This is a genomic window from Ruegeria sp. CL7 (assembly GCF_056536445.1).
This window is the reverse complement of sequence record NZ_JBQFPQ010000005.1, coordinates 25,939-52,351: the sequence shown is the minus strand read 5'-3', so window position 1 is coordinate 52,351 and position 26,413 is coordinate 25,939. Positions and strand designations below refer to the sequence as shown.

Below are 26,413 nucleotides of genomic sequence, written 5' to 3'. Positions count from 1 at the left end.
TGTAGAGTGCCCCCAACCCGTAAACAAGGGACTCTGCCGGCGTAAAACGCGACGTGAACCAAATTCACACACCCGATGGGCAAAAATGCAACGCCTTGGCGAGGGTCAACTGCGAATGCGCCAGCCGGTTTTGAATATCCAGCCTATGACGGCCAGGCACAGCCCTGTAAAAGCGACAATGGCAAGAAGACTGAAAACAATCGGCACATCTGCCAGCCCGTAAAAGGACCAGCGGAAACCCGAAATCAGATAGACCACGGGATTGAACAGCGTGATGGTCTGCCACAATGGCGGCAGCATCGAGATTGAATAAAACGTGCCCCCCAGAAAGATCAGTGGCGTCACCACCAACTGCGGCACCAGCGACATCTGCTCGAAGTTACTGGCCCAGATGCCGATGATGAATCCGAGCAACGAAAAGCTGAGACAGGACAGGATCAGAAACGCGGCCATGGCGAATGGATGCTCGATCCGAATATCGACGAAAAACGTCGCGGTGAACAATATCACCAACCCCACGAACAACGCCTTGGTTGCGGCGGCACCGACATATCCGATCACGATCTCGATGAAATTGACCGGAGCGGATAACAGCTCGTAGATGGTGCCCAGAAACTTGGGGAAGTAAATTCCGAACGACGCGTTCGAAATCGACAGCATCACCACCGACAACATGATCAGCCCCGGCACGATGAACGCACCGTATGAAACGCCCTCGACCTCTTGGATACGGCTGCCGATGGCGGTGCCAAACACCACGAAGTAAAGCGACGTGGACAGAACCGGCGACAGAAAGCTCTGTGCCAGAGTGCGAAAGAAACGGGCCATCTCGAACCGGTAGATGGCAGCGATCGCGGTCCAGTTCATGCGGCCTCTCCCGATACCAGATTGACAAAAATCTCTTCCAGGCTTGATTGTCTGGTCTGCACGTCGCGCAACACCAACCCGGCCTCGGACACGTCATTCAGCAAGGTCGTTATGCCGGTACGATCCGCATGGGTATCGTAGGTATAGATCAGACAATCACCCGCGCCGTTGAGGGCCAGATTGTGGCTGACCAGATTATCGGGAATCCGATCTATGGGCTCGGTCAGCATGACTTCGATCTGCTTTTTTCCCATCTGCGACATGAGTGTGTCTTTGTCCTGCACCAGCAAAAGCTCACCCTTGTCGATGACGCCGACACGATCCGCAATCGCTTCTGCTTCTTCAATGTAATGGGTGGTCAGAATGATGGTGACACCGTCCCGTTTCAGTTCCGCCACAAGCTCCCACATGTCCTTGCGCAACTCGACATCCACTCCGGCAGTCGGCTCGTCCAGAAAAAGCACACGGGGTTCATGGGCCAGGGCCTTGGCGATCAGCACCCTCCGCTTCATGCCGCCGGACAATTCCTTGATCGCGTTGTTGCGCTTGTCCCACAGGGACAGCTTGCGCAGAATCTCTTCGATCCGCGCGTTGTCCTTGCCAAGTCCGAACAGCCCGCGTGACAGTCGAACCGTGTTCCAGACCTTTTCAAACGGTTCCAACGCGATCTCTTGCGGTACAAGCCCTATCATCCTGCGCGCTGCGCGATAATCGGACTGGGTGTCATGTCCGCCAACCGTGACCACCCCCGAGGTCGGAGTCGTTATTCCACAAATCGTCGAAATCAGGGTCGTCTTTCCGGCCCCATTTGGCCCCAGAAGCGCAAGTATCTCACCCTCTTCAATATCCAGAGACACACCTTTCAGCGCCTCGAACCCATCCGCGTAAGACTTGCGAAGTTCTTTGATGGACAAAATGGTCGTCATATCCGTTCCCCGTTCCGACCGAGACCCTATCGCGCCGAACCAGCCTGTAACAGGTCAATTTCGCACAACGTGCCGCGCATTCTGTAATGGTTGTCAGAACCATGCTCAATTCCAACTTGCAATCCGTCAACCCACCCGCAAACTCTGCCACAACGGAGGGCGCCGATGCTGAATGGAATACGCATAGTCGAAATCGAAGGGCTGGGCCCCGGCCCGTTTGCCGCCATGCAGCTAGCTGATCTGGGCGCCGACGTCATCACGATCCACCGCAAAGGCCAGGCAGTAACACCGGGCATGCCCGACCGCTCGCTTCTGGACCGCGGCAAACGATCGATTGCGCTTGATCTGAAGGATCCCGAAGATCTGGCGACCGCCCGTCGCCTGATTGACACGGCAGATGCGCTGATCGAAGGCTTTCGCCCCGGCGTGATGGAGAAGCTGGGTCTTGGCCCGGATCTTTGCCTGACCCGCAACCCAAAACTGATATATGGCCGCATGACCGGCTGGGGGCAGGATGGTCCGCTGGCCGACACGGCAGGACATGACCTGAATTACATCGCCTTGTCCGGTGCGCTCTGGTACGCCTCTCTCCCGGATCAGCCGCCTCAAACCCCTGCAACCTTGGTCGGCGATATCGGCGGAGGCGCCATGTACCTTGTCGCGGGCATCCTGGCAGGTTTGATCAACGCGCAAAGAACCGGGAAAGGCACCGTGGTCGACGCCGCCATCTACGACGGCTCGGCCCATATGATGAACCTTCTGATGACCATGCGCCAAACCGGAAACCTGTCTGAAACCCGCGGCCAAAGCCTGTTGGACGGCCCGCATTGGAGCCGAACCTACACCTGCGCGGACGGCGGATTTGTTTCGGTCCAATGCCTCGAACCAAAATTCTACGCCCGATTTCTTGAAATCCTGGGCCTGTCCCGGGACCCGGCGTTCCAACAACAGTACACCCGCAAGCTCTGGCCCGACCTGACCTGGCGCCTGGCCGAGATCTTCTCATCCAGGCCGCGCGACCACTGGGCCAAACTGTTCGACGGATCAGATGCCTGCGTCGCCCCGGTACTCAGCCCCGACGAGGCCACAGCCCATCCGATGAATGCAGCCCGTCAATCCTGGCGCCAGACAGACGGCACCCTACAGGCCGCCGCCGCCCCACGGTTCTCCACACACCAGTGGCAACCAAAGCCCAGCCCTGCCCGCGGCCAGCACACAACCGAGATCCTGAATGAACTCCAAGCCCCAGAAAGCACCTGACACACTCTTCATCTGGCCAGAAATATCCCGGGGGTGAATTGGCCAGCGGCCAAGAGGGGGCTGGCCCCCTCCCATGCGTTCTACCCGCCGCGCACCGTGTCGATCATCAGCTGAACATTGTCCGGGTCGGCATCCGGAGTGATCCCATGGCCGAGGTTGAAAATATGCGGCCCCTTGGAAAAGGCGCGCACGATGCGCCGAGTCTCATCCACCAGCGCCTGACCGCCAGTAACCATGTGCGACGATGCCAGATTGCCTTGCACACAGCCATCAATCTGCACGTTCTTAGCCGCCCATTCGGGCGACACGGAATTGTCCAGCGCCACGCAATCCACGCCGGTCGACCTTGCAAACCTGACATACCCGTCGCCTGCTTCCCGCGGAAATCCAATCACGGGGATGCCAGGATGACGTTCCTTGATGGCCTGCGTAATCACCCGGCACGGCTCCACCGCGTATTTGCGGAAAGCTTCGCCCGTCAAAGACCCCGCCCAACTGTCAAATATCTTGACCACCTCGGCTCCGGCGTCGATCTGAGCGGACAGATATTCAATCGTTGCCGCGGTGATGCGGTCCAACAGCGCCTCGAACAAAGCGGTATCACCTTCGCGCAACGCATGCGCGGGACCCTGATCCGGCGTGCCGCGCCCTGCAATCATGTAGGTGGCCACAGTCCACGGCGCACCTGCAAATCCGATCAAGGTGGTTTCCGACGGCAATTCCCGCGAAAGAATGCGCACCGTCTCGTAAACCGGTGACAGTGTCTCGTGAATCGCATCAACAGGCTTCAACGCATCAAACTCGGCCTGCTGCGTGATGGTGGACAAACGCGGCCCTTCACCTGTCACGAACCAAAGGTCAGCCCCCAGCGCCTGTGGCACAAGAAGGATGTCGGCAAACAGGATCGCCGCATCGAACCCATATCGCCGAATTGGCTGCAAGGTAACTTCTGCTGCCAATTCAGGATTGTAGCACAGTGACAGGAAATCCCCGGCCTGAGCACGTGTGGCCCGGTATTCCGGCAAATACCGACCCGCCTGACGCATCATCCAGATCGGCGGCACATCCTGTACTTCGCCCGCCAGCGCCCGCAGCAGCTTCTTTGTCTCGGCCATGTTTGTCCCCAGCATTCAGGTTTTGGCAACGGGTCGTCCTTCGGCGGCAATTTGTCAAGCTCAGCCCCCATTGTCAGGGCAATGTGACGCGACTAAAGCTGTGCACATGACTTTGACCCTGCCCACCCCCGCATCGCCCCTCAGAATCGGCACTCGTGGCTCGCCGCTGGCTCTGGCTCAGGCCTATGAAACGCGCCAACGCCTGAGCGATGCCTTTGATCTGCCACAGGATGCGTTCGAAATCGTAGTGATCAAGACGACCGGTGACAATCGCGCCATGATCGACGCGGATCGACCGCTGAAGGAAATCGGCAACAAGGGCCTGTTCACCAAGGAAATCGAAGAGGCGATGCTGCGCGCCGAGATCGACATCGCCGTGCATTCAACAAAGGACATGCCCGTTGAACAACCCGAAGGGCTGGTCCTGGATACGTTCCTGCCGCGCGAGGATGTGCGCGACGCCTTCATATCTCCGCGATTGGGCTCGATCCACGATCTGCCCGAAGGCGCCGTTGTGGGCACCTCGTCTTTGCGGCGGCGGGCGCAGCTGCTGAATCGGAGGCCGGATCTGAAAGTGGTCGAGTTTCGCGGAAACGTGCAGACACGGCTGAAAAAGCTTGAAGACGGGGTTGCCGATTGCACGTTTCTGGCAATGGCAGGCATTCGCCGTTTGGGAATGGAAGAGGTTCCGGCCAGCGCCATTTCCCCTGACGACATGCTGCCAGCGATCGCGCAGGGCACCATCGGCATCGAACGGCGCTGCGACGACATGCGCGCAGCCGAAATGCTGGACGCGATTCATCACACCGAAACGGGATGGCGCCTGGCGGCAGAACGCACATTGCTGGCCGCGCTGGACGGGTCCTGCGAAACCCCGATCGCCGGTCTTGCCGAACTGGACGGCGACAAACTCAGGCTGCGAGGCGAAGTGCTGCACCCAGACGGAACGGAAACCGCCAGCAGGGATATGACCGGCCCCGTCGAGGATGGGCCCGAGATGGCCCGCGCGATGGCGGCTGAACTGCTTGAACAGGCGGGACCTGATCTATTCGATTGGAAAAATTCACAATAAGTTTTCCTAGTGTGAACTTGATCACTGTAGAAGGCGGCGCGATCAGGCATTAATGTGACATACCGAAGAGGAAGTCGGGTCAGTCTCGAAAGTATCGAAAAGTTTTTAGATTGCCGGTGTTTTAATCAGTATTCGAGGGGGCGAGGCTGACCCCCGGCTTCCAAAGGTAGCGGGTCGCTGTTGAGTTCAACGGCGACCCGTTTACGTTATGCCAGACCCGCCTTCAGGAAATCGCTTCAACGGCGTGACGTACGGCCTCTCTGGTCTGTTCCAGATCCGCTTCGGTAACCGCCAGAGACGGGTACAGTTTGCCCGGAGCCTTGAAGACTCCATGCGCCCGCAAGGTTGCATTGTACGTGGCATTGCGCTGCGGATCATCATGGTTTGCGCTGCGATAGTCCCGACATTCGGCCTTGGTGAAATAAACGTCGAACAAAGTCTCGTCACCGCAGATGCGATGGACGATGCCGGCCTCATTCAAAGCGTCCGATTGCATCTGTTGCAGCTGCTTCCCAATCGCTCGCAGGTGTTCATAGGTGCCGTCGCGCCGCAAAACCTCCATCGTCTTCAGCCCCGCCGCTGAGGCGACGGGATTGCCGGACAAAGTGCCCAACTGCATCAGCCAGCCCTGTTCTCCGACTTTCGATTTGTCGAAATGCTTCATGATCTCGGTGCTGGCACCCAATGCCGCCAGAGGGAAACCACCACCGGTGATCTTGCCAAGCGTACAGATATCCGGGGTCACGCCATATCGCTCTTGTGCGCCGCCATAAGCCAGACGGAACCCGGTGACGATCTCATCAAATATCAGCAGCACACCAGATTTGTCGCACAAGGTCCGCAAGCCCTGCAAAAACCCCGGCTCGGGCGGGATGATCCGCTGCAAGGGTTCGACCATGATCGCAGCGACATCATCATGTTCGTCCAGCAGCGCCGCCACCGCGTCAAGATCATTGAATGGCGCGATCAGCATCTGCTCGGCCACGCTTTGGGGGATACCGGCACTGTCGGGAACGGCCTGCGGGAAATTGACCCGGCGGCTGGGGGCCAGGCTCATCTGCGCCTCGGCGCTCATGCCGTGATACCCCCCTTCGAACTTGAGGATCTTGTCGCGCCCGGTATAGGCGCGCGCCAGCCGCATGGCGTACATGTCTGCTTCGCCCCCAGAGGCAACAAAACGCACCTGCTCGCAACAGGGGACGGCTTCGATGATGGCCTCGGCCAGTTCGATGCCCTTGCTGTTGTTGGCGAAGAAGGTCATGCCTTTGGGCAGTTGCTCCAGCACCGCTTCCATCACCTCGGGGTGGCCATGGCCCAGTAGCATCGGGCCGGACCCGATCAGATAGTCGATATATTCGTTCCCGTCCTCGTCCCAGACATGGCTGCCCTCGCCTCGGGCAATGATGATGCCCGGATCGAAGTTGCCGAAACCGCCAGCTGGCAGAACGTCTTTTGCGCGTGCAATCCACTCGGACTGTGTCTGGATCTTCAGCATCTCAATCAATCTCCAAAATCGGGGCGCCAAGGATTTCGAGGTCAGGTGTCACACCTAAACCCGGGCCTTCGGGCGGTGCAATCCGGCCGTTTTCACGGTTTGGTGCGTCAGGGCACAGGCGCGGGGCAACGTAAGAGGACAAGTCGCAAGTGTTCATCAGCGATCCATGCGGGGTTGAAGCCGCAAAATGCAGCGAGGCCGCCGTGACGATATCCGATCCCCAGGTGCATTCCGCACAAATCTCGGCGCCCAGCTGCGCGGTCAGATCGCGTGCACGACGCATTGCCGAAAGACCGCCGAATTTCGACAGTTTCAGCGCCACCGCGTCCATGCATCCCAACTCATGCGCCCGCATCAGCGATGCAAGATCAAAAGCATTTTCGTCGATCTTCATGGGCAGACCCGTCGACTGACGAACAGCGGCGCAATCTTCCAGTGTTTTACAGGGCTGTTCCAGCATCACATCCAGATGCGCCACCGCGCGCCCGGTTCGCGTTGCCTGAAGGCGCGATGCGCCGCAGTTCCAGTCCCCATACACAAGCGGCCCGGTTCCCACGGCTTCGCGCACTTTGATCAGCCGCTCGGCATCCGCCTGCCAATCGCCCTCGACGCCCAGCTTGACCTGGAATTGCCGAATGCCCGTCTGGAAGGCTGCCTTGGCGATGCGCGCCATTTCGTCCGGCGCGATACATGTGATCGAATGGTAAAGCGCCATATCCGCCCGTGTCCGCCCGCCCAGCAACGCGTAAACCGGCACCTCCGCCGCGCGGCCGAACAGATCCCACAGTGCGATGTCGACGATCGATTTCGCATAGCTGTGGCCTTGCAGAAACCCGTCCAGCTTTCGCATCGGCGCATCGACCCCAATTGGCGAAACCCCGAGAATCTCGGGACCCATTTCAGCGATGGCCCCCGGCACGCCATCCGCATAGGCGGGCAGATAATGCGGGATCGGGCAGACCTCGCCCCAACCTGTCAGACCTGTATCCGTCTCAAGGCGCAGGATATGAGACGTCACGGTCGCGCAGGTCTTGCCGCCAGCCATGTGATAGGTTTCATGGCTGGTCAGATCGACGGACCAGAGTGTTATCTTGTCAATTCTCAAGCATATTCTCCTACTGGATCACCCAATGCAGCTTCGTCCGGATGCACGCCCAGCCCCGGCGCTTCGGGCAGATGCAGATGGCCATCGACGTTACGGGGCCCTCGACCACCTGCAACATCAACCGTGATCATGTCCTGACAGGCCCAAACCGCGTGGCAATGGTCATCCGGGATCGTGGCGGCCAGATGCAGCGCTTCGGTATCGGCCAGAACCGTTCCACCGGTAGCCATCACGAACATGTCTATCCCATGGGCCAGCGCGATATCGCGCATCCGCGCGGCCTTTGTCAGGCCACCCACGCGATTCAGCTTGATCCCGAATATCTGGGCCAGACCATCGTGGGCAATCCGGACGGCATCCTGCAAGGTCACAAGGGACTCGTCCACAGATACTGGGGATGCATGAAGCCTTGAGATCGCCGCGATATCATCCAGTGTTTCGCAGGGTTGCTCGAACATCACGTTCAGGTCCTCGCAGGTGCTCATCACCCGCAAGGCCTGCTGGCGCGTCCAGCCACGGTTGACATCATACAGAACAATCTCTCCGGGCTGCCGGATGCTTTCCACATCCCGCACACGGGCAATGTCCCGCTCGACATCACCGCCGATCTTCACCGAATGCGCGACATAGCCGCGCTTGCGATACCGCTCCATAACCTCGCGTGTTTCCTCGACGGTTTTTGCCCCGACCGAGGACGCAATCGGGCGCGGTGTACGCGATCCGCCGCCCATCAGATCGGCAATCGGCAAGCCCGCCGCCTGACCGGTAATATCCCAGCAGGCCATGTCTATGGGGCTTTTAGCATAGAGATGTCCGGGCAAGGCTAGATCCATGGCCCGTTCCACGTCCAGCACGCGCCGCGGATCAAGGCCCAGGATGAAGGGGGCCATCGTTTCGATCCCGGCCCGGATGCCCGGCCCGTGCGCAGGTACATAGGTGTGCCCCCAGGGCGTGCCCTCGCCCCAGCCAACCAGACCGGTATCGGTTTCGAGCCTGACCAGCGTCGCATCAAGCGTTTCAAACTTCAGGCGCCCCCCGGAAAGCCAATAGGGATGCTCGAGCGGCAAATCGACCTGAAAAACGGTAATGGTTTCAATCTTCATAGAGCATACTCCGCCACGGGTGCGCCGAGGCTTTCAAAATCGGGGGTTACACCCAATCCCGGCGTATTGGTTGTATAAAGCTTTCCGTCTTTATCGACAGGACCTCCGACGCCCGTAGATCGCGTGTTGTAGTTCATCATGTCCGTGGTGTTCTGCAGGTATTCAGGCGGGGTCGACGCCGCAAAATGGGCGACAACCGATGCGATGGCCGTTTCAATCGCGTTTCCCGCACCCCAGGCATAGGTGCCGCCGACATAGGGAAGCCCGGTCTGGTAAATTCGGATGCGGGTGATTTTCATGCGGCGTCCATTCTGGGCAGGTCGCCCATCCCTTCGCCTCGCCACAGGACAAAGGTCAGGATCGGTTGGTCCGTCGTTGTCATGGCGTGGCTTTGCCAGCTTTTGTGCTGTCGTGTCTGGTGCGGGCCGACGAAGGTTTCATCCTCGTAGCTGCGAAAAACTGCTCCGCCCGCAAGGGTCAGATACAGTTCTTCCGCCTGATGGCTGTGCCAGTCATAGTCCAGACCAGCGCCCCAATATCCAACGTAGCCGCGCAATTGGGTCGAGTGGAAATGCCCGGTCGGTCCGAACAGTTCGTAATACCCGTACCGATTCAGGAAATCCGCACCGACTTCCTCTTCGGTGTATGTGTGTTTCCATTGCGCCAGATGCGCGCTGGCCTTGATCGCCGCGACCAGATCACGGGTTGGCGCCACGCCATCAAGGCCAAAATCGCCCACCAGATCGGTCGCCGGAATGTGAGCAGGCTGCAAACCCGTCGGTGTCAGATCGTCCGGCCATGATGCAAACGCGGCAAGGTCAGGATGCGCCTGATGCAATTGGCGGGCCGCCTCGAGAACATCATCCAACGTCATGGTACCACCACGATGTTGCCGGTATGCTGTTTGGCGATGAACGCCGCTTGCGCGTCCCGCAACTCCTCCAAAGGATAGGTTGCGGCCAGAGCCGGCTTGATTTCACCGGCTTCAATATATGTCACGAGGTTCTTCATGACCTCGGGTCCGATCACGGTCGAACCGGTGAAGGTCAGATCGCGCAGATAGAACGTCCGCAGGTCAAGTTCGACCATCGGACCTGCAATGGCCCCCGAACAGGTGTAGCGCCCGCCGCGCTCCAGTACGTCGATCAGGTTCGGCCAGTAAGGGCCACCTACCACATCGGCGACCACGGTGATCTTCTCGTCGCCCAGCGCCGACCGCAGATCTTCAGGTGTGCGGGGCAATATCACATCTGGGCCAAGATCGGCCACGTCGGCGTGTTTGGATTCGGATGCCATCGCAATCACACGCGCGCCACGGCGTTTGGCCAATTGAACCAAAGCACCACCCACCCCGCCAGAGGCACCGGGTACAAGAACGGTGTCTTTTTCCGTCACGTTGGCACGGGACAGCATTCCTTCGGCGGTAGAATAGGAACAGGAGAATGTGGCCAGTTCGGCATCCGACAGATCCGAAGTGATCGGCACCGCATTGACCGCCAGAGTCGTGGTATATTCGGCGAACCCGCCATCGCGTTCCGAACCGAAGTACCCTGTCTTGTTCATGTTGCCGGGATCAGCCGGATCTCGCAGCCAGCCATCCGTGATGACACGCTCGCCTATACGAGCGCTGTCCACGCCCTCGCCAACGGCCACGATACGGCCGCAGACATCTGCGCCCTGAATGCGCGGGAAGGTGATCGGGTTGCCGCCCCATGTCGGGTCTTCTTCACCGACTTCCTCGAATGCGCCACCGGTGGTCGCATCCGTTACGGTCTTGGAATACCAGCCGGACCGCGTATTGACGTCGGTATTGTTCAGGCCGCAGGCTGCGACCCTGATCAGAACTTCACCAGCCGCGGGTTCTGGACGCGGCCAGTCTTCCTGCATCACCATCTGTTCCAGACCACCATGGCCCATTGTGACCATGGCTCTCATCGTATCGGGCAGGCTCATCAAGCGGTCTCCAGTATGGCGTCACTGCGGGGCAGCAAACTGTCGAGGTCGTAGGCAGGTTTGTCCAGAACACGGGCGGTACGGGGTTGGCCATGGATCACGACCTCCAGCTGTGTCCCGGCCTTGGCCGCTTCGGGCTTGAGGTATGCAAAGGCCAGAATCTTACCGACGGTGTGGCCATACGCGACCGACGCCGTGGACCCGACGACGCGCCCGTCCAGCAGCACCGCCTCTCCGCCATGCCCATCAATCTCTCCATCCGGTTCAATTGAAAGATAGGCACAGATCCAGGGCAGATCGGTGTTGAGCGTCTTGTCCTTGCCCAGATAATCCTTGTCGGTGCGCGCAAAACGCAGCACGTCGGCCTCGGCCAGAGTGACCTCGTTGGTCAACTCGCCCGCGCCTTTGAAGCCCTTCTCCATTCGCATCACGTTCATGGCAAAGCTGCCGTAGTCGGTGATGCCATACGCCTCACCTGCCGCCCAAAGCGCGTTGTAGACGTCGAGGCAGGCAGCGTTGGGCATGTGCAGTTCCCAGCCCAGTTCCCCGGCATAGGACATGCGGAAGGCCCAGACCTTGTGACCGGCGATGGTGATTTCCTGCGCGGAAAGCCAGCGGAACCCGGCATTGGTCAGATCGGCATCGGTACAGCGCGCCAGCACATCCCGCGATCGAGGACCGTTCAGCGACAGGGCCGACCAGTCGGCAGACAGGGCAGTTACCTGCACATCCTCATCCGCGCGCTGCTGCGCCAGATGATCCAGCAGGCGCTGTTCGAAGAAGGCCGCACAAACCAGATAGAAGCGGTCGTCGGCCATGCGGACAATCGTGGTCTCCAATTCGATACGGCCGCGACGGTTCAGCATATGGGTCAGCGTGATCGAGCCGACCTTCTGCGGCATCCGGTTTGCGGTCAGCCGGTCAAGCAAGGTATAAGCCCCCGGCCCCGAAACCTCGACCTTGGTGAAAGCGGTGACGTCCATGATGCCGACGCTTTCACGAACGGCTTTGACCTCGGCCGCGACCATGTCGTCGGCAGGTGTGCGGCGGAAGGAATAATGGTCGCGCTGTTCCACCCCATCGCGGGCAAACCAGCGGGGGCGTTCGAAACCATACACTTCTTCATGCACCGCGCCCTTGGATTTCAGCAGCTCATGCAGCGGCGACGGCTTGATCGGTCGCCCGGCCAGACGGTTGAAATGTGGAAAGGGGATTTCATGGCGCAGGCAGTAGTCTTCTTCGGCCTTGATCACCTGCCAATCCTTGGTCGCATAGCTGCCGAACCGGCGCGGATCGAATTCGCGCATCGAGATATCGGCGGCACCATGCACCATCCACCGCGCCAGTTCGCGGGTCAGACCCGGCCCCCAGCCGATGCCGATCTGGGTCCCGCAACAGCACCAATAGTTCCGAACCCCCGGCGCTGGTCCGATCAGCGGATTGCCATCCGGCGGGTGCGAGATCGCCCCGTGCACGTCGCGCTGAACACCGAGTTCGGCAAAGATCGGCATCCGGTTCAGGCTTTCCTCAAGCCACGGCATCACCCGGTCGTAATCCGCGTCGAACAACCAGTTTTCGTATTCCCACGGGCAGTGATCATGCCAGACCGAGTTCGGGTTCTCTTTTTCGTAAATCCCGATCAGACCGCGCTGCTGCTCCATCCGGATATAGCCCGAGACCTTGCGGTCATCACGGATCACCGGCAGTTCGGTGTCCAGGTTCTGGAATTCAGGCACCGGCTCGGTCACGAAGTAATGGTGCGTCATCGAGGTCATCGGCAATTGCAGCCCCGACCATTCGCCCATCTGACGGGCATAAGTGCCGCCTGCGTTCACCACATGCTCGCAGGTGATGGTGCCCTGCTCGGTCTCAACCGCCCACTCGCCATTCTCGGCCTGCGTGATGTTGGTCGCGCGGCAGTTGCGGAAGATACGTAGGCCTTTCTGACGCGCACCGGTCGCCATCGCCATGGTCACGTTGGTTGGATCGACATGTCCGTCATCCGGTGTGTGCAACGCGCCTAAAACACCTTCGAGGTTGTAGAACGGGTGCAGTTCGGCCACCTTTTCGGGACCAACAAGCTCGATATTGAAACCCAGCGACCGACCAACCGACAGGGTGTGGCGCAGCCAGTCCATCTCATCCTCGGTATAGGCCAGACGGAACGAACCGCAGCCATGCCATGTGACGGGCTGGCCGGTTTCGGCCTCCAACTGACCAGAGTACAGGCCAATATTGTAATCCACGCATTTGCCCAGTCCAAAGCTGGACGTCGAATGCGTGATCTGCCCCGCTGCATGCCAAGTGCTGCCGCTGGTCAGCTCGGCCTTCTCCAGCAGGACGGTATCAGCGCCCCAGCCTTCATGCGCCAGATGATAGGCCAGACCGACCCCCATCACGCCGCCTCCGACAATGACCACACGGGCGTGTGACGGCAGTTCGTTCCCGGACATGATTTTTCCTCTTCCCGAGTCGCGTTTCTGCTCGACAGGCTAATTCCACAAATGTACCATCGTCAATCATGAATGACACAAATGTATCATCAACCGTTCTGGACCGCCTGAGCCAGGAGTGGGACGCCCTTACCCCCGAGGCGCAGAAAGCCGCGCGTTACGTTCTGGAAAACCCAACGGATGTTGGGGTTTCAACCGTGCGCGAGATTGCCGAGGCGGCCAAGGTGAAACCCAATACTTTCGTGCGCATGGCCCGACAGGTGGGCTTCGAAGGGTACGAAGATTTCCGGGCCCCCTTCCGCGAATCGATTCGACGGGGCAACGTGTCGTTTCCAGACCGCGCGCGTTGGTTGCAGGACATTGGCAAGTCAGGGGAACTGGGTGGGCTTTATGCCGATATGGTGGGCGCGGCGATCCGCAATATCGAAGAAACCTTTGCCGGAATCGACGCTGCGACCCTGAAGGCCGCCGCCGAGGTTATCTGGAACTGCCGCCAGATCTTCACGCTGGGCGTTGGCGTCAACAACGCGAACGCGCGCAATTTCACCTATCTTGCGTCGACCGGGATGAAGCAGTTTCACGCCATTCCCCGCCCCGGCTCGAACCCGGTCGATGATCTGGCCTGGGCCGATGAGCAGGACGTACTGATCGCGATCACCTGCCACCCCTATCGCACCGAAGTCATCGAGGCGATCAAGCTGGCTCGGCAACAGGGTCTGACCGTCATCGGTATTTCCGACAGCCCGGCCAGCCCGGTGATCCTGAACGCCCACCACGGCTTTGTCGTCGCCGCCGACACGCCGCAGTTCTTTCCGTCATCCGTTTCGACGATTGCCTTGCTGGAAACGCTGCTGTCCTTCGTGATCGCAGTGTCCAGCGATGAGATCGTCGAGCGGGTGGAACGGTTTCACCAACGCAGACACCAACTTGGCCTCTATGCGGAGGAGCCCGAATGAACGCACCCCTGACCCACTCACTGGACGCGCGATACTATACCGACCCTGCGATTTTCGAGCAGGAAATGCAGGGGCTTCTGGCCCGAACGTGGCAGTTTGCGGGCCATGTCGCGCAGGTCCGGGAAACGGGGGATTACTTTGCGTTTGAGATCGCCGGCCAGAACCTGTTCTGCATTCGCGGCCGCGACGGCGAAATCCGCACCTTCTATAACGTCTGCCAGCATCGCGCGCATGAAATGGTCACCGGCGCGGGCAACACGCGTGTCGTCGTCTGCCCCTACCACGCATGGACTTACGAGCTGACCGGCCAACTGCGTGCCGGACCCAATATCAAATCCGTCCCCGGGTTCGACCGCAGCGCTATTTGCCTGACCTCGGTGCGCACCGAAGTGTTCAACGGTTTCATTTTCGTCAACCTCGACGACAACGCCGCGCCAATGGATGAATGGTACCCCGGTGTGCGCGAGGAAATCCGCGCATTCGTCCCGCATATCGACGATCTGGAACCGCTGGAATGGGTCGAGATCCCCGAAAACTGCAACTGGAAGGTCAGTGTCGAGAACTACTCGGAATGCTACCATTGCCCGACCAACCACCCGACCTTTGCCGAAGGTGTGGTCAAGCCCGAAACCTATGACATTCAGCCGGACGCGGGCGGCGGCTACGTCCTGCGTCACACAACGGAATGCCAGAGCCTCGACAAGATGACCTATCCCATCGACCTGTCGGTACCGCACGCGGGCGATTACCAATCGTGGTTCCTGTGGCCGATGTTCTCGTTTCAGTGTTATCCCGGCAACGTGCTGAACACCTATCACTGGCGCGCGGTTGATGCCGATCACTGCACCGTCTGGCGCGGCTGGTACACCGAGGGAGGCTCGGACATTGCGGTTATCCGGCAACTGGCGGTCCAAGACCGCGAAACGACGGTCGAGGAAGACATCCGCCTTGTGGAATCCGTTCATCGCGGGCTCAAGTCGCGGGGCTATCGTCCCGGACCGCTTGTTCTGGATCCGGGCTGCGGGGTGATGTCGGAACATTCCATCGCGCGGCTTCAGCAATGGATGCGCGAGGCTGTGGATTAGTGGCCGAGGTAGCACGCTGATGCTGATGCCTGAAGTCTGGCGCCCGGAACACAAACTGTTCCCCCATCAGGTCGGGTTCACCTGCCCGCCGTTCGATTTTGACGCCGCGCCCTCGGATTTCCTGCGCATGTGCCCCGAAACGGTGGGCGTTCACGGGTGGATGCTGCATGTGCCAGACTACGTGCACGGGTTGGATCAGCGGAGACAGAACTTTGGCATGCTCGAAGACTTCGTGCACTGTATGTCTCGCAACGGTGTGGATGTCTGCGGTCAGGTCGGTTCGAATTGGGTCCATGCCTGCGGGCTGGGCGTGGAAGGCGTTCGGCAACACTGCGAAGGCCTGTCAGACAAATATGGCACCCGCTTTCACATGGCGGGATATGCCATGGTCGAGGCATTGCGTGACCTGAATGTCGAAAAGGTTGCCCTGAACGCCGCCTATCATTGGCCGGAATGGTGGCAGGGCACGGTCGGCTTCTTGAAAGAAGCCGGGTTTGATGTGGTCTGGGCCGGGAATTTCCACGATCAGGGCTGGTTCGACAGTCAGGAAGACGTCAATTCCTGTCGCTGGGTCTTTGACGGCGATCTGGCACTGAAAAGCTTTGAATATGTGGCCGACAAGGCACCTCGGGCCGAAGCGATCCTGATCAATGGCATGTGCAATTTCCGCACAGGTCCCGGAGGCTTGCCCCAGCGCCCGCTGCATCTGGCCAATACGCTAGAAGACGCGCTGGGCAAACCGGTGATCGGCCACGACATCGCGCTTTACTGGCGCATCTTCAAATCCCTCGGCATCGCACCCGACAAACCGCACGGGCAATTGCTGAAACGTCTTGAGTTGTTCGAGAGGCCATGACCATGCGCAAAATCCTCGCGCTCTGGGCCGTGCCCAGATCCACGTCAACCGCATTCGAGTGGATGATGCGGCAACGCGGTGATCTCGACTGCCTGCACGAGCCCTTTGGCGAGGCGTGGTATCAGGGTGAAGACCCGCTTTGGCATCGGTTCCAACCGGGTGATGTGACAACGCCGGGCCTGACACTGGACAGCGTGTGGCTGGACATTCAGCAGCGGGCGAAACGGGGGCCGGTCTTTCTCAAGGATTTTCCGCATTACATCAACCACATGTGGGATGCCGAGTTTCTGTCGCATTTCACCCACGCCTTCCTGATCCGGGACCCGGCCAAGACCATTACTTCGATGTACAAACAATGGCCGGACTTTGCCGAAGGCGAGGTTGGCTTTCCCGAACAGCGCGCGCTGTTCGATCTGTTGACGGCGTTGAACGGAACTCCGCCGCCAGTCATTGACAGCGATGACCTGCTGGAAGACCCACATGGCATGACCCGGGCCTTCTGTGACGCGGTGGGAATCCCATTCATTCAGGAGGCGCTGACATGGGAACCGGGCGGTGATCCGTCCGCCCTCAGCTGGTGGGACGGCGGGTCGTTCCATGGCAACCTGGCGAAATCGACCGGGCTTGCGCCACAGACACGCACGCATATCGACATCGCGGACGCGCCAGACCGTGTGAAACAGGTGCACCGCAGGATGAAACCGCATTACGATCACCTTTACAAACACCGCCTGACACACTGACACACCGGAGACCCGCAATGGCCGACATTTTCGACGAAGACCTGTTTCTGAAAGGACTGGAGCAAAGGAAGAACACGCTGGGCGCAGAGTATGTGGAAAAAAACCTTGCTGCCGCCGACGACTTCACCCGCCCGTTTCAAGAAGCCATGACGGCCTGGTGCTGGGGGTTTGGCTGGGGCGACGACGTGATCGACGCCAAGACCCGGTCGATGATGAACCTGTCGATGATCGGTGCGCTGGGCAAGATGCATGAATGGGAAATCCACTGCCGGGGCGCTATCAACAACGGGGTTTCAAAGGAAGAAATCCGCGCCATCATCCACGTGGTCGGGATATATTGCGGTGTTCCTCAGGCGCTGGAGTGTTTTCGCGTGGCCCGCAAGGTGCTGGAAGAAACCTGACGACCCGTCACAGACCAGCCGCCGACAACAGCCGCACGCCTTTCTCGTAGTGTTGCCGGTTCTTGAAACAGCCGGGCCAGGCCCAGCGTTCGGCCGTAAAGCCCGGCTGCAATTCCAGAATCTGCCGGGCATGTCGACGCGCCAGGGAATGGTTCCCGGCGGCGGCGGACAGCATGCACAGTACGACCCTGGGGCGAACGCGTCCGGGGTCAACCCGCAACACGTTATGGGCATGCTGCCACGCGGCCTTGTCCCCGGTTATCATCATTGCGATTGCCAGATTTGCTTCGATCCAAATGGGCGGATGCGGCGTCAACGCCAACGCTTTCTTGCAGACCAAAACGCCTTCTTCGGCCCGGTCATCATACACCAACAGGATGCCGTAATATCCCAACAGTTCCGGGCTTCCGCTGAAACGTTCCACGACGGCAAGCATCAAGCTGCAAGACTCTGACGTGTTGCCGGCAACACTGTGGGTAAAAGCATGGAGGGCCGAGCAATACGGGTCAGTCGGGTTCAGAGTGCGCAACTGTTTGCATTCGGCCTCGACCATTGCCAGCGTCTCGGCCGGGTTTGCATCCATGCCCAGGCGGATCATGTCCAAATGACAGAAACCGATCGCCACACGGGCCGGCAGGTATCCGGGGTCAAACTCGAGACAGGCGCGGTATTGACGGATGGCATCCTGCAACCCGTCTTCCGTTGCCTGACTTTCCAATATGCGCGCTTTCTGGAACGCAGACCAGGCCTCGGTCGAAGTGGCACGACCAGACCAGATTTCTGACCAATACCCGTCACGCAATCGCAGTTGGAGCGCCTCGACAACCTTCATGGCGATTTCTTCGACCGCGTCGAATGTTTCCTTCGCACGAAAGCGGAACCGCTGTGTCCAAAGGCACACCTGATCCGCGGTTGACGTCAATTGAGCGGCCACCCGCAGACCTTCCGCGCCAACCACGCTGCCGCTGAGAACATAACCTTCAACCGCGCCTTCCTGCCTGCGCGCGTCACGCAGTTCGATCACGTCGGACATTGTGCCCAGAAGAAACATGAGTTCGTCTCGTATGGAGGAGGCAGCAATGCTGATATCCGGCGTTTCCCCGACAACCTCAAAAGGCTCAACCACAACCGCTGGACGCAAGCGCCCCCAATGCACCGGCAAACCGCGGCCAACCAGAACCGGTCCGTCTGAGTCTGTATCGATGTCCCAATAGGCCTGCCGTTCAACCGTCAGCCACGCCTCGAACTCGGGGTCGGCAACGTCCAACCCTTCAAGCAATTCAGCCCGATCGGAACTAAGCTGCTCGTCAAACAGATCAACCTCGACAGCTGTCAGATTGATCGACACCGTTTCACGTGTGACTTCAAGAAAATCAAGTTTGTGCTTGGAAAAGTGCTTGCTGAGAACACTCAGCTCTTTGCGCAGCGACGCCGCGCCTTGTGCGGGCGAACTCTCGCTCCAGAGCTTGTCCTGCAACCAAGCCCTGCTGCGTATCGCGTTTTTTGACAGAAGCACCAAAGCAAGAAGAGCTTTCGCTTTGGTGCCCCGAGGCGTCACATCCTGACCGTCGTCACGGATAATCTGAAACGGTCCGGTCAAAAAAACCTTGGTTATTGCCTCAGTCACTTACAGCCCTCAAGAAACGTTCGGGGGTTGTCGTTAACCGCTGCATCCAAATATGACGATACCACCCATCGCTTCATAGGCCAGTTTGCAGCACCATGACTCGTGATCGGGGTTCGGATCCGGCTTTTTGTCACTCAGGTCCGGAACAACGATATGAACCAGATCCTTGGTATCATAGACAAACCTGACCTCAGGGTTACCACTGTCCGCGAGGATTTCTTGAATTTTGCGTTCCGCCGCGTCCTGATCATCTTGCGACCCCAGCGCACGGCCGCGCGCGGCATTCAGAACTTCGCACCCCAAGTCTTTCAACGAGTAATTCGGGTTGATTGCCAAACGAGCCATGTAAAATCTCCTTCTCAAACAACAATGCCCGCTTGTATACCCCGTTATATGCTTATCCGGAAATGAAAATGACCGACACGTTGATTGAACGCGCTGAAACTGCTCGGCTAATTTCCAAACCCTCGTTTGCCGAATTCCCCAAAGCTGCGCCGATCCACGCGGCTTTTCGCTTGATCGAGCTGCGCGACGGAGCTCTGCCGCCCAAGGGCGGGATGGGCCATCGCGTGTCTTTCGGCACCGGCCGCACACCGGAAGAGGCGGCGCGGCTGGCCGGGTTCGAAGCGATTGAGCGCTATGCCTTGCAATACAGTGCCGAAGCACCACAAACCCGCAAAAGCCTGATTGCGTCGGATGGCGCATCCCATGTGATGCCAAACGACGCGCTTGCACTGGGTGTTCCGGGCAGTGACGGAAAGGTCACTTCGAAAGGTGCCGCGGCTGGCCCGACACATGAAGCCGCTGCGCTGTGGGCGGCGCTGGAGTGTTTGGAACACGCTCTTGGATCGCAGGGGTTTGACCACCTGGCGCCGGACACGGTCCTGCCCCGTGATTTGACGCAGTGGCTGCACGTCCAGCTGCGGCAACTGAGCCTTCACATCCTCGAAGTTCCGGGCATCGGCCTTCTGCTGCGCGCGGTCTGCGCAGATACGGATGGCGGCAGGCCGACCTACGGATCGGCGCTTTCCGCAAATCTGGCGCAGGGCGTCTGGGACGCAGCATCCGAGGCGGTGGTGTCCTGGCGCAACATGGTGATGCTTGAACACAACGGTGTAACGGATCACGGCATGGATGCCGAACAGGCCCGTCTGCTCCGGCTTTATCGTGGCGCGCAGAATGACCGGCCTGTTGCTCCGACGCGGTTGTACGACGTGCAGGCGTGGGACAGCCCGAACCCGTCGCTGACGACGGTATTGACAGCGGCAAGCCGCGCCCTCGGTCGTCCGGTTGCGGTTTTTGACATGACGGCACCTGAAATTCCCCTTCCGGTGGTCAAAGCCGTAGCAGTTTGAGCACCTGTCAGGATCCGTCTCTGCGAAAGCGTGTCGTGTCGCCGTTGGTCTTTGCCTTGCAACGGTCCGCGAATTCCAAAAGCTGCCTGCAACGTTCGGTCTCGGGCAGGCTGCGGACAACCCGCCCCGGATCAACATGCGGAATTTCAACAAATTCGACACGGGTGATCACGCGCGGCCTGGCGGCAACTGTGATCATCGGTCCGACCTCGATCAGGCTGGCCAGCGCATAGCCCGAGACAGGGCGCGCCGAAGGGCCTGTTCCCAGCGTGATATCATCCAGAAACCGGGGATCGTCATCGGCAGGTCCGAATTCAAGCCGCATGTGCATTCCCGGCGCACCGCGCCTGAACCGGACCCAGCCCCGAGGCACCCCGCCCGCACCCACAAACAGTTCTGATGTATGGAATGCCTGAATATACAGCCCAAGCGGATCTGAGAATGCCATCGCCCGGCCCGCAGGTGACTTGCCACAGTTCCCCGCGGCCAGTTCAAGCGTATCGCTCACCAGGCGGATCCCTGCATGCCCGCAGTACAGATCCTGCCGGTTCGCGAAATCAAGAACTTCTTCAAGCCGGGCGCGCCGCCTGCTCTCGCCGTCCTTCACGAGATACGGGAAGGAAGAAAAATGCATGGTCTGGATCAGATCGGTCAAACGGTTCGTGCCCTTGGCCAGAAACAGGGCATGCTGGATATTCAACGGATGTTCCGGCGGATGCGCGTCATCATTGCCCACCAGCCTTTTGTGAAAGCGGGCCGCACGCTCGGACACATCCATCGATGTCCATACCGACCGTGAGACTTCAAGCAGGTCCGTGCAGGAGTAGAAGCGCCCGGTCACCGATGCGACCACCGACAGGAAGTGATCTAGATCGAACACCGCCATGAACTGCCACCACTCCACAAACTCGGTAGTGGCCACAAAACGCTTCGGGCGCAGTCTGCCACCGGCATCGGGTCGCATTACCAACGTGTATTCAAGATATTCATTGTGCAGCTCAACCCTGCCGGGCCAGCCTTGGTCACACACGCGCGCCGCCAGCTCATCGCCCAGACAGTCCCGCGGTTCCCGGGGATCGGCGCGCCATCTGAACCCATTCGAAGGCTGGCCCGCCTCTATGTCACGCGGATCCATGACCAGAAACGGGCTGACACCTTGCACGTCGAATATGTTCTGAATGCTTGAATTCCACGCTGACCGGGTGGCTTCGTTCACGCCTTGATCAGCAAGTCCCGGCGATTGGAATACAGACATCAAAGAACACCGTTGGGCTTCAGAGACACTAGAATGGAAAGTCAGAGGTCGATGCCCGCGGGGTTTCAATTCCGACAGGGCGATCGCCACCGGTGACGAACAAGGAAGCATCATGGAAATCGACCTGTCATGGGGCCTGATAGCTTCATCATGCCCACCCCGCCTGTTCAGGCAAATGACGGGTCCACCACAATTCGGGCGTACTGTTCACAATGTGGATTTCGCTACCGCAAGAACGACCGCCAACGATGTTGAGGCGATCTCCATCAAATGTTTCAAGCGACATTTTCGCGGCCCCCCGGAAATTCGCCATCTGTTCGGCCAGAATGCCCACCGCAACGCGTTCACCCATTCGGATACTGTCGAAATAGTCGCTGTAGAAATGTACCCCTGCAAAATTGCGCCCGATCGCGATATTCGCAGCCAACTTGTTCAGCTCGCCATTCAGCGTAAGCTTCGCTGCGTTGTCCTCTGGCTGCACGGACTCAACCAGTGTCCTGCCACCCGGAGCCGGAACAAAGACGCGCGGCATACCCGCCTCTGCCAAAGTTACCCTGGACCCGTCCAGCGCATGTGTTCTGAAGAACGCCTTGAGCAGCGTCGCGCACGCCCCGGCAACTGCGCCATGCGCCGCCCCGTAGGACGGCTGCATTGGCGAGCCCTCGGGATAAGCAACAGGCAACAGCAGGTTGCGATCGATTCGCGGCAGCCCTTTATGAGAAACCGCGTTGTGGGCGAACCGCTTGGTGGCCGGCGCGGCGGCAATGGCTTCCACAAGACTGAAATCTTCGCAGGCGGCGCTTTCCAATTTCTCAAGATGGGCTGCGGCAAACGGTTCCGCTGCCCCAAGCACCGCGCCATGACCATTCGCCACCAAGGTTGCAACGCTGCCCAGCTTTTCAGGGCGGGCGCGGTTGTGCACCTGAAAGGTCTGGCGTCGCACGGCCCGCATTGCCCTGGTCGCGGTTTCTGCCAGCATTGACAGCGCGTGTGATCCGCCCCAATGGGCCCCACTATCCTCCGCACGGGAATTCCAGACATCGGGCAGACCGTCATCTGCTTGAAACCCTCTGCCCAACATCAACAGGCAGGCATTGAAAAAAGCCTGATAGATCGAGTCGAAATGCACATAGGTAGCAAGGTCGCGAGGTGTTTCAATAAACTTCGGGCCACAGGCCTCAAAGGCTTGTTCGCCGGTCGCGTCCGCCCCGTTCTGAACGTCCAGCCACTCGGCCCAGTCCCGCAAATAGTCCACGCCAACAGCCTGAGGTACAACCCTTTGGTCAAGCCGAAATGAACCAAACGGCATTGTCCCTGGTGTTGTTGTTTTTTCCAACCACCGCCCTTGCACATGCGCCGCGTCTGACGTCAGCGGGCCGTACCCCTGCAAAAGGAACTGCGACATGTAAGGCCCTTCCGAACAGCCTCGGCTCGAGCCGCGGAACAAAGTTCGCGAAGACAGACCTTCGCCATCTCGAACCTGGCGCGCCGCCGGTACTTTCCCGATCTCGGCACCGCTGGCATCCTTTGGGCAACCGTCTTTGCGGAACCACTCCAACCGGCCCAGGGCGCCAAGCACCTTGTCGGTTCCCTCGGCACCATCCCGAATGGTTTCGAAGGACACATCCCGCAGACAGGCCATCGCATAGAGTTCGGCCATCTCTGCCGCCAGTTCATCTGACCCAAGCCTGGGCGCCGGAGCGATACCCAAACCGCCGGCATCCAATCCATTGAACCCCAACCGATGACCCAGGATCGGCCCTTCCCACGCACGCCATCTAAATTCACCACCCTCTGATGGCGCGGTGCGGAAGGGCCCGGAATAGGCTGGCGTGTCAAACAGCGTCAGCCTGTTTCCATGATTGTCGGTGCCGGTTGGGTCAGCCACTTCTTCCAGAAACTCGGTATAAACCTGCGCGTCGACAATACCATTTTCGTCATGCCGCAAGCCCTTCGAAAAGCTCGTGGGCCAAGTCCCGGCAAACAGGTCTGCTTCGCCGTTATGTTCGGCGGCTGCCCCGTCTCTGGCACCAATCGGCGCGTTCGAAAGACACTGATCCCGGTTCAATCCACGATTGGGCTTTTCCAGGTCCTGCCAGGGTTCAGACGGAATGATATGTTGCGGCATGTTGCTCTCCCGATCGACGGGGACAACGATTCGCACAGCGCCGTTACCGGATCGTGACCGGTCATTCCGACAGGCTTTTTGCCCTGTTCTGCAACACTTTGAGAATGTCCAGGGTAGAAAAGGCTTCGATCGCGCTGGACACCAGGCCCCGCCGCTGCATTCCGATCTTTCGAGAAATTTCGGAATCCAATGCAAGACAGGATATCTCGGGCCCAGCCAGCTTCGAGCCGCATTCCACCGGACAGAAAGATAAAGAAAGTTGGATGGCGGGGACGAAGTCAGTATAACTAAGCCTGCAAGATACTGTTAAATTTAGGTAAAAAGAAATAATACCGCCATACATACCACACTAAGTTCGATTTCTAGCCAAGCATCGCGCACAGTGTCATATCACAGGATGTCGGTAAAACACTAAAGCAGACACTCAAGCAGAGTTCAGCAAACGACCGCTCCAAGCCCCAAAGACGACTTAGGTAACGAGCGCAACAATTGTCGTTTTTGGCGGGAAGCGGAAGTTCGATGCGACCGCAGGGTCACCACTCAAGCGTTACAGAAGCGGACATTCGGTCGCAAATCTGGATCTTTCTCTTCGACCGACCCTGTAATGGTGTTTCTCATCTGCTTTTCCCTTCGCAGCATGAGCATGATCTAACTGGTTTGGCGCGAAAAGGGGTGGGATGGCTTTCCAGCACGTCACAACCAACAATGCACCGGGCTTCAGCGCTCTGCGGATTTCGCTGAGGGCCGCTGTCTTGTCCGGAAAGAACTGCAGGCCGTGATGGCAGAAAGCCAGATCGAACTCGCCGTCGTCGAGGGGCATGGATTGCGCCGACGCTTCGATCCACTCCTAGCAGTGCATGCCCGGGGCGCGGGCGCTGGCAGCGAGATCGCGTCGAGCGTCGCGGCAGTACAGTTTGCGGGCCTCGATCGCGTCCTTCCAGTTGTTGATGTCCGTCAGGATAACACGGGTTAGCTCGATGTCCTGCAGGCCGGACCCGACATGTTCGAGAGCGGCCTTGATGATCTCGAAACACTGCTTGGGCTGGGCATAGACGTCACCGATGCCTAGCGTCTTGCCGTTCACATCTACTGGCGCGGTGCCCCCGACAGCGATGAACGATCCAACCCGAACCGCCCGGCTGAAGCCGACGATTTCCTCCACAGGGTTTCCATTAGAGACGAGTTGCCGCCCCTTCCTTGCTAACTCTCCTGCAATGTGTGATCTCAGTCTGGACTGGTTTGTTGAGTAAATCTCTCCCGGAATCGAGTTCGTGAAACGTCGTTTCTGACCAGTTGGCAATTCAACCCATGGAGTCCGCGAAGCTGCGAAGCCGTCGCGCGGCCTGACCCGGGAACCCATCCACCTCGCTCTCATCAAACACCGCATAGGCCGCGTAAGCAAACCTTGGTGCTGCCTCGATCAGCGTGAGCCACCCGTCCTGAAGTTCCGTTTCGATCACGCGCCTGGGGAAGTAGCCAGCTGCGGGAACAGATTTCAGATACTGCAGGCCCAAGGTTCCGATGCCCAGCTGAAGGCGCGGTGCGTCAAGCTCTGGAAAGTTCAGCAAATGGTCGGCGCGGAACTCCGGGCCCCAATCTATCAGGATGTAAGAGCTGCCCAGTGCGGCGGGTTCGGCGTCAGGGCCGCTGCTGACAAGTACAAACTCATCCTCAAAAAGTTGAAGTGCGGACAAGCCCGAGGCGTTCCGCGGACGGTACATGACGGCGAGGTCGAGGCTGCCCTCCTCGATCTCTCGAGCCATCGCTTCGGAGGAGGCCGCCGAGGCTCTGACGGCAACGTTCGGCAACGCTGCCATCAACTCTGGTAAGGCGTTTATGAGATACCCGTCCCAAAGGCTCGGCGCCGCGCCGATTTCCAGCGCTGCGGCCATGGAAGCGGGAAGACCAGCGTCCAGCTTTGCCTGTGTCCAGGTGCGCACCAGAACCTGAGCGTGTTTGAGGAAATGTCGCCCGGCAATGGTCAAGGTTGCACCCGACTTACCACGTTGGAACACCGGCTGACCAAGCTGTTGCTCGAGAGTTCTGATTCTCATGCTCACTGTCGATTGTGTGACGTGAACCTTGTTGGCTGCGTCGAGAAAGGTTCCAGTTTCCACCACGGCGAGGAAAGTTCGAGCAAGTTCAATATCCATCGGTCACCTATTCGAATATCCGATATTATCTGCGCAAAAAATTCGTTATTCAATAAGATACGTGTGTGCCATATTCTCTAAGTAGCGCGAAGGTGCCCCGCCAGATCGGAACGCCAATCAAAATTCTCGTTTGTAGTGGAGATCTCGATCTGAGGAACCGTCGCAATCTGAAACCTGTAGAAACGCCACCGACACCGGAGCGCTGCGCCAACCCCACAATGGGCAAGAAGCCCATTTTCTCATGGAGATAACAAAATGAGTCGAGTTTCTGTTGTTGCTCTGCTCTCTTCACTGTTTGCTGTTCCGGCATTCGCCATGCCCGCTGATCTTGACATGGACGGGGATGGCCTGGCGTCGCTGGCAGAGCTTCAGACCAAGTATCCTGAAGTCTCGGATGATCTCTTCCTGGAGATCGACGCAAATGCCGATGGTTTCATCAATGACGACGAATTGGTTGCCGCCGTTGATGCAGAGCTTCTCCCTGGTCCCACAGGGGATCAGTAAG

Annotated in this window: 26 protein-coding genes; 9 read left to right on the top strand and 17 right to left on the bottom strand. The window is 59.0% G+C overall.

Going from position 1 to position 26,413, the window contains the following annotated elements; genetic code table 11:
* Nucleotides 1–105: 105 nt before the first annotated feature.
* The gene (locus tag ACR0LI_RS13570; protein WP_171635104.1) at nucleotides 106–867 is read right to left on the bottom strand and encodes an ABC transporter permease; all 762 of its coding nucleotides are present in this window, start codon (nucleotides 865–867) and stop codon (nucleotides 106–108) included.
* Complete coding sequence (locus ACR0LI_RS13565; RefSeq protein ID WP_480485877.1) at nucleotides 864–1,793, bottom strand: ABC transporter ATP-binding protein; 930 nt, start codon at nucleotides 1,791–1,793, stop codon at nucleotides 864–866. Before ACR0LI_RS13565 ends, ACR0LI_RS13570 begins: the two co-directional genes overlap by 4 nt.
* A gap of 165 nt (nucleotides 1,794–1,958) precedes the next feature.
* On the opposite strand from ACR0LI_RS13565, the gene ACR0LI_RS13560 reads away from it, so the two are divergent.
* Entirely contained in the window at nucleotides 1,959–3,053 is a 1,095-nt protein-coding gene (locus ACR0LI_RS13560; protein ID WP_480718683.1) for a CaiB/BaiF CoA transferase family protein, read from the top strand.
* Nucleotides 3,054–3,133: 80 nt separating this feature from the next.
* On the opposite strand, the gene hemE is transcribed toward ACR0LI_RS13560, so the two are convergent.
* The gene (gene hemE, locus ACR0LI_RS13555; protein ID WP_171635110.1) at nucleotides 3,134–4,168 is read right to left on the bottom strand and encodes a uroporphyrinogen decarboxylase; all 1,035 of its coding nucleotides are present in this window, start codon (nucleotides 4,166–4,168) and stop codon (nucleotides 3,134–3,136) included.
* A gap of 106 nt (nucleotides 4,169–4,274) precedes the next feature.
* Here hemE and hemC point away from each other — a divergent pair, with 106 nt between their 5' ends.
* A complete protein-coding gene (hemC, locus tag ACR0LI_RS13550) occupies nucleotides 4,275–5,240 on the top strand; it encodes a hydroxymethylbilane synthase (protein WP_480718682.1) in 966 nt (321 codons plus the stop codon).
* A gap of 223 nt (nucleotides 5,241–5,463) precedes the next feature.
* On the opposite strand, the gene ACR0LI_RS13545 is transcribed toward hemC, so the two are convergent.
* From ACR0LI_RS13545 to ACR0LI_RS13515, 7 genes are read right to left on the bottom strand one after another with little or no spacing between them, the layout of a single operon-like run.
* Entirely contained in the window at nucleotides 5,464–6,735 is a 1,272-nt protein-coding gene (locus ACR0LI_RS13545; protein ID WP_480491819.1) for an aspartate aminotransferase family protein, read from the bottom strand.
* Nucleotide 6,736: 1 nt separating this feature from the next.
* On the bottom strand, nucleotides 6,737–7,840 hold the full coding sequence (locus ACR0LI_RS13540) for a mandelate racemase/muconate lactonizing enzyme family protein (protein ID WP_480491818.1): 1,104 nt from the start codon (nucleotides 7,838–7,840) through the stop codon (nucleotides 6,737–6,739).
* A complete protein-coding gene (locus tag ACR0LI_RS13535; protein ID WP_480718681.1) occupies nucleotides 7,837–8,943 on the bottom strand; it encodes a mandelate racemase/muconate lactonizing enzyme family protein in 1,107 nt (368 codons plus the stop codon). The genes ACR0LI_RS13540 and ACR0LI_RS13535 overlap by 4 nt, the downstream gene beginning before the upstream one ends.
* Nucleotides 8,940–9,242, bottom strand: coding sequence for a hypothetical protein (locus tag ACR0LI_RS13530; RefSeq protein ID WP_480491816.1), 303 nt, complete (start codon nucleotides 9,240–9,242; stop codon nucleotides 8,940–8,942). Before ACR0LI_RS13530 ends, ACR0LI_RS13535 begins: the two co-directional genes overlap by 4 nt.
* Nucleotides 9,239–9,817: a dimethylsulfonioproprionate lyase family protein gene (locus ACR0LI_RS13525; RefSeq protein ID WP_480491814.1), complete on the bottom strand. Its 579-nt coding sequence runs from the start codon at nucleotides 9,815–9,817 to the stop codon at nucleotides 9,239–9,241. Before ACR0LI_RS13525 ends, ACR0LI_RS13530 begins: the two co-directional genes overlap by 4 nt.
* Nucleotides 9,814–10,896: an alcohol dehydrogenase family protein gene (locus tag ACR0LI_RS13520; protein ID WP_245223569.1), complete on the bottom strand. Its 1,083-nt coding sequence runs from the start codon at nucleotides 10,894–10,896 to the stop codon at nucleotides 9,814–9,816. Before ACR0LI_RS13520 ends, ACR0LI_RS13525 begins: the two co-directional genes overlap by 4 nt.
* Entirely contained in the window at nucleotides 10,896–13,349 is a 2,454-nt protein-coding gene (locus ACR0LI_RS13515) for an FAD-dependent oxidoreductase (RefSeq protein ID WP_480718680.1), read from the bottom strand. The genes ACR0LI_RS13520 and ACR0LI_RS13515 overlap by 1 nt, the downstream gene beginning before the upstream one ends.
* Before the next feature lie 68 nt (nucleotides 13,350–13,417).
* On the opposite strand from ACR0LI_RS13515, the gene ACR0LI_RS13510 reads away from it, so the two are divergent.
* The 5 genes from ACR0LI_RS13510 to ACR0LI_RS13490 are packed head-to-tail and all read left to right on the top strand — an operon-like array spanning nucleotide 13,418 to nucleotide 17,390.
* Nucleotides 13,418–14,305, top strand: a complete 888-nt coding sequence (locus ACR0LI_RS13510; protein WP_209834748.1) for a MurR/RpiR family transcriptional regulator — start codon at nucleotides 13,418–13,420, stop codon at nucleotides 14,303–14,305.
* Nucleotides 14,302–15,390 carry an aromatic ring-hydroxylating oxygenase subunit alpha gene (locus ACR0LI_RS13505; RefSeq protein WP_480718679.1) on the top strand — a complete coding sequence of 363 codons (1,089 nt, stop codon included), beginning with the start codon at nucleotides 14,302–14,304 and terminating at the stop codon, nucleotides 15,388–15,390. Before ACR0LI_RS13510 ends, ACR0LI_RS13505 begins: the two co-directional genes overlap by 4 nt.
* A 19-nt stretch (nucleotides 15,391–15,409) precedes the next feature.
* Nucleotides 15,410–16,246, top strand: coding sequence for an aspartate racemase/maleate isomerase family protein (locus ACR0LI_RS13500; protein WP_480718678.1), 837 nt, complete (start codon nucleotides 15,410–15,412; stop codon nucleotides 16,244–16,246).
* Nucleotides 16,243–16,989 (top strand): sulfotransferase-like domain-containing protein, encoded by a 747-nt coding sequence (locus tag ACR0LI_RS13495; protein ID WP_480718677.1) that lies wholly within the window; start codon nucleotides 16,243–16,245, stop codon nucleotides 16,987–16,989. The genes ACR0LI_RS13500 and ACR0LI_RS13495 overlap by 4 nt, the downstream gene beginning before the upstream one ends.
* Before the next feature lie 17 nt (nucleotides 16,990–17,006).
* Nucleotides 17,007–17,390, top strand: coding sequence for a carboxymuconolactone decarboxylase family protein (locus ACR0LI_RS13490; protein WP_152456719.1), 384 nt, complete (start codon nucleotides 17,007–17,009; stop codon nucleotides 17,388–17,390).
* A 7-nt stretch (nucleotides 17,391–17,397) separates the two neighbouring features.
* On the opposite strand, the gene ACR0LI_RS13485 is transcribed toward ACR0LI_RS13490, so the two are convergent.
* Both ACR0LI_RS13485 and ACR0LI_RS13480 read right to left on the bottom strand, forming a co-directional pair.
* On the bottom strand, nucleotides 17,398–19,017 hold the full coding sequence (locus tag ACR0LI_RS13485) for a hypothetical protein (RefSeq protein WP_480718676.1): 1,620 nt from the start codon (nucleotides 19,015–19,017) through the stop codon (nucleotides 17,398–17,400).
* A gap of 33 nt (nucleotides 19,018–19,050) precedes the next feature.
* Nucleotides 19,051–19,362, bottom strand: a complete 312-nt coding sequence (locus ACR0LI_RS13480) for a hypothetical protein (RefSeq protein WP_152456717.1) — start codon at nucleotides 19,360–19,362, stop codon at nucleotides 19,051–19,053.
* A gap of 68 nt (nucleotides 19,363–19,430) precedes the next feature.
* On the opposite strand from ACR0LI_RS13480, the gene ACR0LI_RS13475 reads away from it, so the two are divergent.
* The gene (locus ACR0LI_RS13475; RefSeq protein WP_480718675.1) at nucleotides 19,431–20,372 is read left to right on the top strand and encodes a YcaO-like family protein; all 942 of its coding nucleotides are present in this window, start codon (nucleotides 19,431–19,433) and stop codon (nucleotides 20,370–20,372) included.
* Between the two features lie 7 nt (nucleotides 20,373–20,379).
* Here ACR0LI_RS13475 and ACR0LI_RS13470 read toward each other — a convergent pair whose 3' ends face one another.
* The 5 genes from ACR0LI_RS13470 to ACR0LI_RS13450 all read right to left on the bottom strand — a co-directional run bounded on the left by ACR0LI_RS13470 (nucleotide 20,380) and on the right by ACR0LI_RS13450 (nucleotide 25,908).
* Nucleotides 20,380–21,627, bottom strand: a complete 1,248-nt coding sequence (locus tag ACR0LI_RS13470; RefSeq protein ID WP_480485909.1) for a hypothetical protein — start codon at nucleotides 21,625–21,627, stop codon at nucleotides 20,380–20,382.
* Between the two features lie 148 nt (nucleotides 21,628–21,775).
* Nucleotides 21,776–23,755: a phosphatase PAP2 family protein gene (locus ACR0LI_RS13465; protein ID WP_480718674.1), complete on the bottom strand. Its 1,980-nt coding sequence runs from the start codon at nucleotides 23,753–23,755 to the stop codon at nucleotides 21,776–21,778.
* 547 nt (nucleotides 23,756–24,302) lie between these two features.
* Nucleotides 24,303–24,596, bottom strand: coding sequence for a class I SAM-dependent methyltransferase (locus ACR0LI_RS13460; protein WP_480718743.1), 294 nt, complete (start codon nucleotides 24,594–24,596; stop codon nucleotides 24,303–24,305).
* 6 nt (nucleotides 24,597–24,602) lie between these two features.
* Entirely contained in the window at nucleotides 24,603–24,917 is a 315-nt protein-coding gene (locus ACR0LI_RS13455; RefSeq protein ID WP_209834761.1) for a Rid family hydrolase, read from the bottom strand.
* Between the two features lie 139 nt (nucleotides 24,918–25,056).
* Nucleotides 25,057–25,908, bottom strand: coding sequence for a LysR family transcriptional regulator (locus ACR0LI_RS13450; RefSeq protein WP_171638643.1), 852 nt, complete (start codon nucleotides 25,906–25,908; stop codon nucleotides 25,057–25,059).
* Nucleotides 25,909–26,163: 255 nt separating this feature from the next.
* Here ACR0LI_RS13450 and ACR0LI_RS13445 point away from each other — a divergent pair, with 255 nt between their 5' ends.
* Nucleotides 26,164–26,412 carry an EF-hand domain-containing protein gene (locus ACR0LI_RS13445; RefSeq protein WP_171169366.1) on the top strand — a complete coding sequence of 83 codons (249 nt, stop codon included), beginning with the start codon at nucleotides 26,164–26,166 and terminating at the stop codon, nucleotides 26,410–26,412.
* Nucleotide 26,413: the final 1 nt, after the last annotated feature.

Excerpts from the sequence above, each read along its gene's own strand:
- ACR0LI_RS13570 (WP_171635104.1), bottom strand. The coding sequence starts at position 867 with ATGAACTGGACCGCGATCGCTGCCATCTACCGGTTCGAGATGGCCCGT.
- ACR0LI_RS13565 (WP_480485877.1), bottom strand. The coding sequence starts at position 1,793 with ATGACGACCATTTTGTCCATCAAAGAACTTCGCAAGTCTTACGCGGAT.
- ACR0LI_RS13560 (WP_480718683.1), top strand. The coding sequence starts at position 1,959 with ATGCTGAATGGAATACGCATAGTCGAAATCGAAGGGCTGGGCCCCGGC.
- hemE (WP_171635110.1), bottom strand. The coding sequence starts at position 4,168 with ATGGCCGAGACAAAGAAGCTGCTGCGGGCGCTGGCGGGCGAAGTACAG.
- hemC (WP_480718682.1), top strand. The coding sequence starts at position 4,275 with ATGACTTTGACCCTGCCCACCCCCGCATCGCCCCTCAGAATCGGCACT.
- ACR0LI_RS13545 (WP_480491819.1), bottom strand. The coding sequence starts at position 6,735 with ATGCTGAAGATCCAGACACAGTCCGAGTGGATTGCACGCGCAAAAGAC.
- ACR0LI_RS13535 (WP_480718681.1), bottom strand. The coding sequence starts at position 8,943 with ATGAAGATTGAAACCATTACCGTTTTTCAGGTCGATTTGCCGCTCGAG.
- ACR0LI_RS13530 (WP_480491816.1), bottom strand. The coding sequence starts at position 9,242 with ATGAAAATCACCCGCATCCGAATTTACCAGACCGGGCTTCCCTATGTC.
- ACR0LI_RS13525 (WP_480491814.1), bottom strand. The coding sequence starts at position 9,817 with ATGACGTTGGATGATGTTCTCGAGGCGGCCCGCCAATTGCATCAGGCG.
- ACR0LI_RS13520 (WP_245223569.1), bottom strand. The coding sequence starts at position 10,896 with ATGAGCCTGCCCGATACGATGAGAGCCATGGTCACAATGGGCCATGGT.
- ACR0LI_RS13515 (WP_480718680.1), bottom strand. The coding sequence starts at position 13,349 with ATGTCCGGGAACGAACTGCCGTCACACGCCCGTGTGGTCATTGTCGGA.
- ACR0LI_RS13510 (WP_209834748.1), top strand. The coding sequence starts at position 13,418 with ATGAATGACACAAATGTATCATCAACCGTTCTGGACCGCCTGAGCCAG.
- ACR0LI_RS13505 (WP_480718679.1), top strand. The coding sequence starts at position 14,302 with ATGAACGCACCCCTGACCCACTCACTGGACGCGCGATACTATACCGAC.
- ACR0LI_RS13500 (WP_480718678.1), top strand. The coding sequence starts at position 15,410 with ATGCTGATGCCTGAAGTCTGGCGCCCGGAACACAAACTGTTCCCCCAT.
- ACR0LI_RS13495 (WP_480718677.1), top strand. The coding sequence starts at position 16,243 with ATGACCATGCGCAAAATCCTCGCGCTCTGGGCCGTGCCCAGATCCACG.
- ACR0LI_RS13490 (WP_152456719.1), top strand. The coding sequence starts at position 17,007 with ATGGCCGACATTTTCGACGAAGACCTGTTTCTGAAAGGACTGGAGCAA.
- ACR0LI_RS13480 (WP_152456717.1), bottom strand. The coding sequence starts at position 19,362 with ATGGCTCGTTTGGCAATCAACCCGAATTACTCGTTGAAAGACTTGGGG.
- ACR0LI_RS13475 (WP_480718675.1), top strand. The coding sequence starts at position 19,431 with ATGACCGACACGTTGATTGAACGCGCTGAAACTGCTCGGCTAATTTCC.
- ACR0LI_RS13470 (WP_480485909.1), bottom strand. The coding sequence starts at position 21,627 with ATGTCTGTATTCCAATCGCCGGGACTTGCTGATCAAGGCGTGAACGAA.
- ACR0LI_RS13465 (WP_480718674.1), bottom strand. The coding sequence starts at position 23,755 with ATGCCGCAACATATCATTCCGTCTGAACCCTGGCAGGACCTGGAAAAG.
- ACR0LI_RS13450 (WP_171638643.1), bottom strand. The coding sequence starts at position 25,908 with ATGGATATTGAACTTGCTCGAACTTTCCTCGCCGTGGTGGAAACTGGA.
- ACR0LI_RS13445 (WP_171169366.1), top strand. The coding sequence starts at position 26,164 with ATGAGTCGAGTTTCTGTTGTTGCTCTGCTCTCTTCACTGTTTGCTGTT.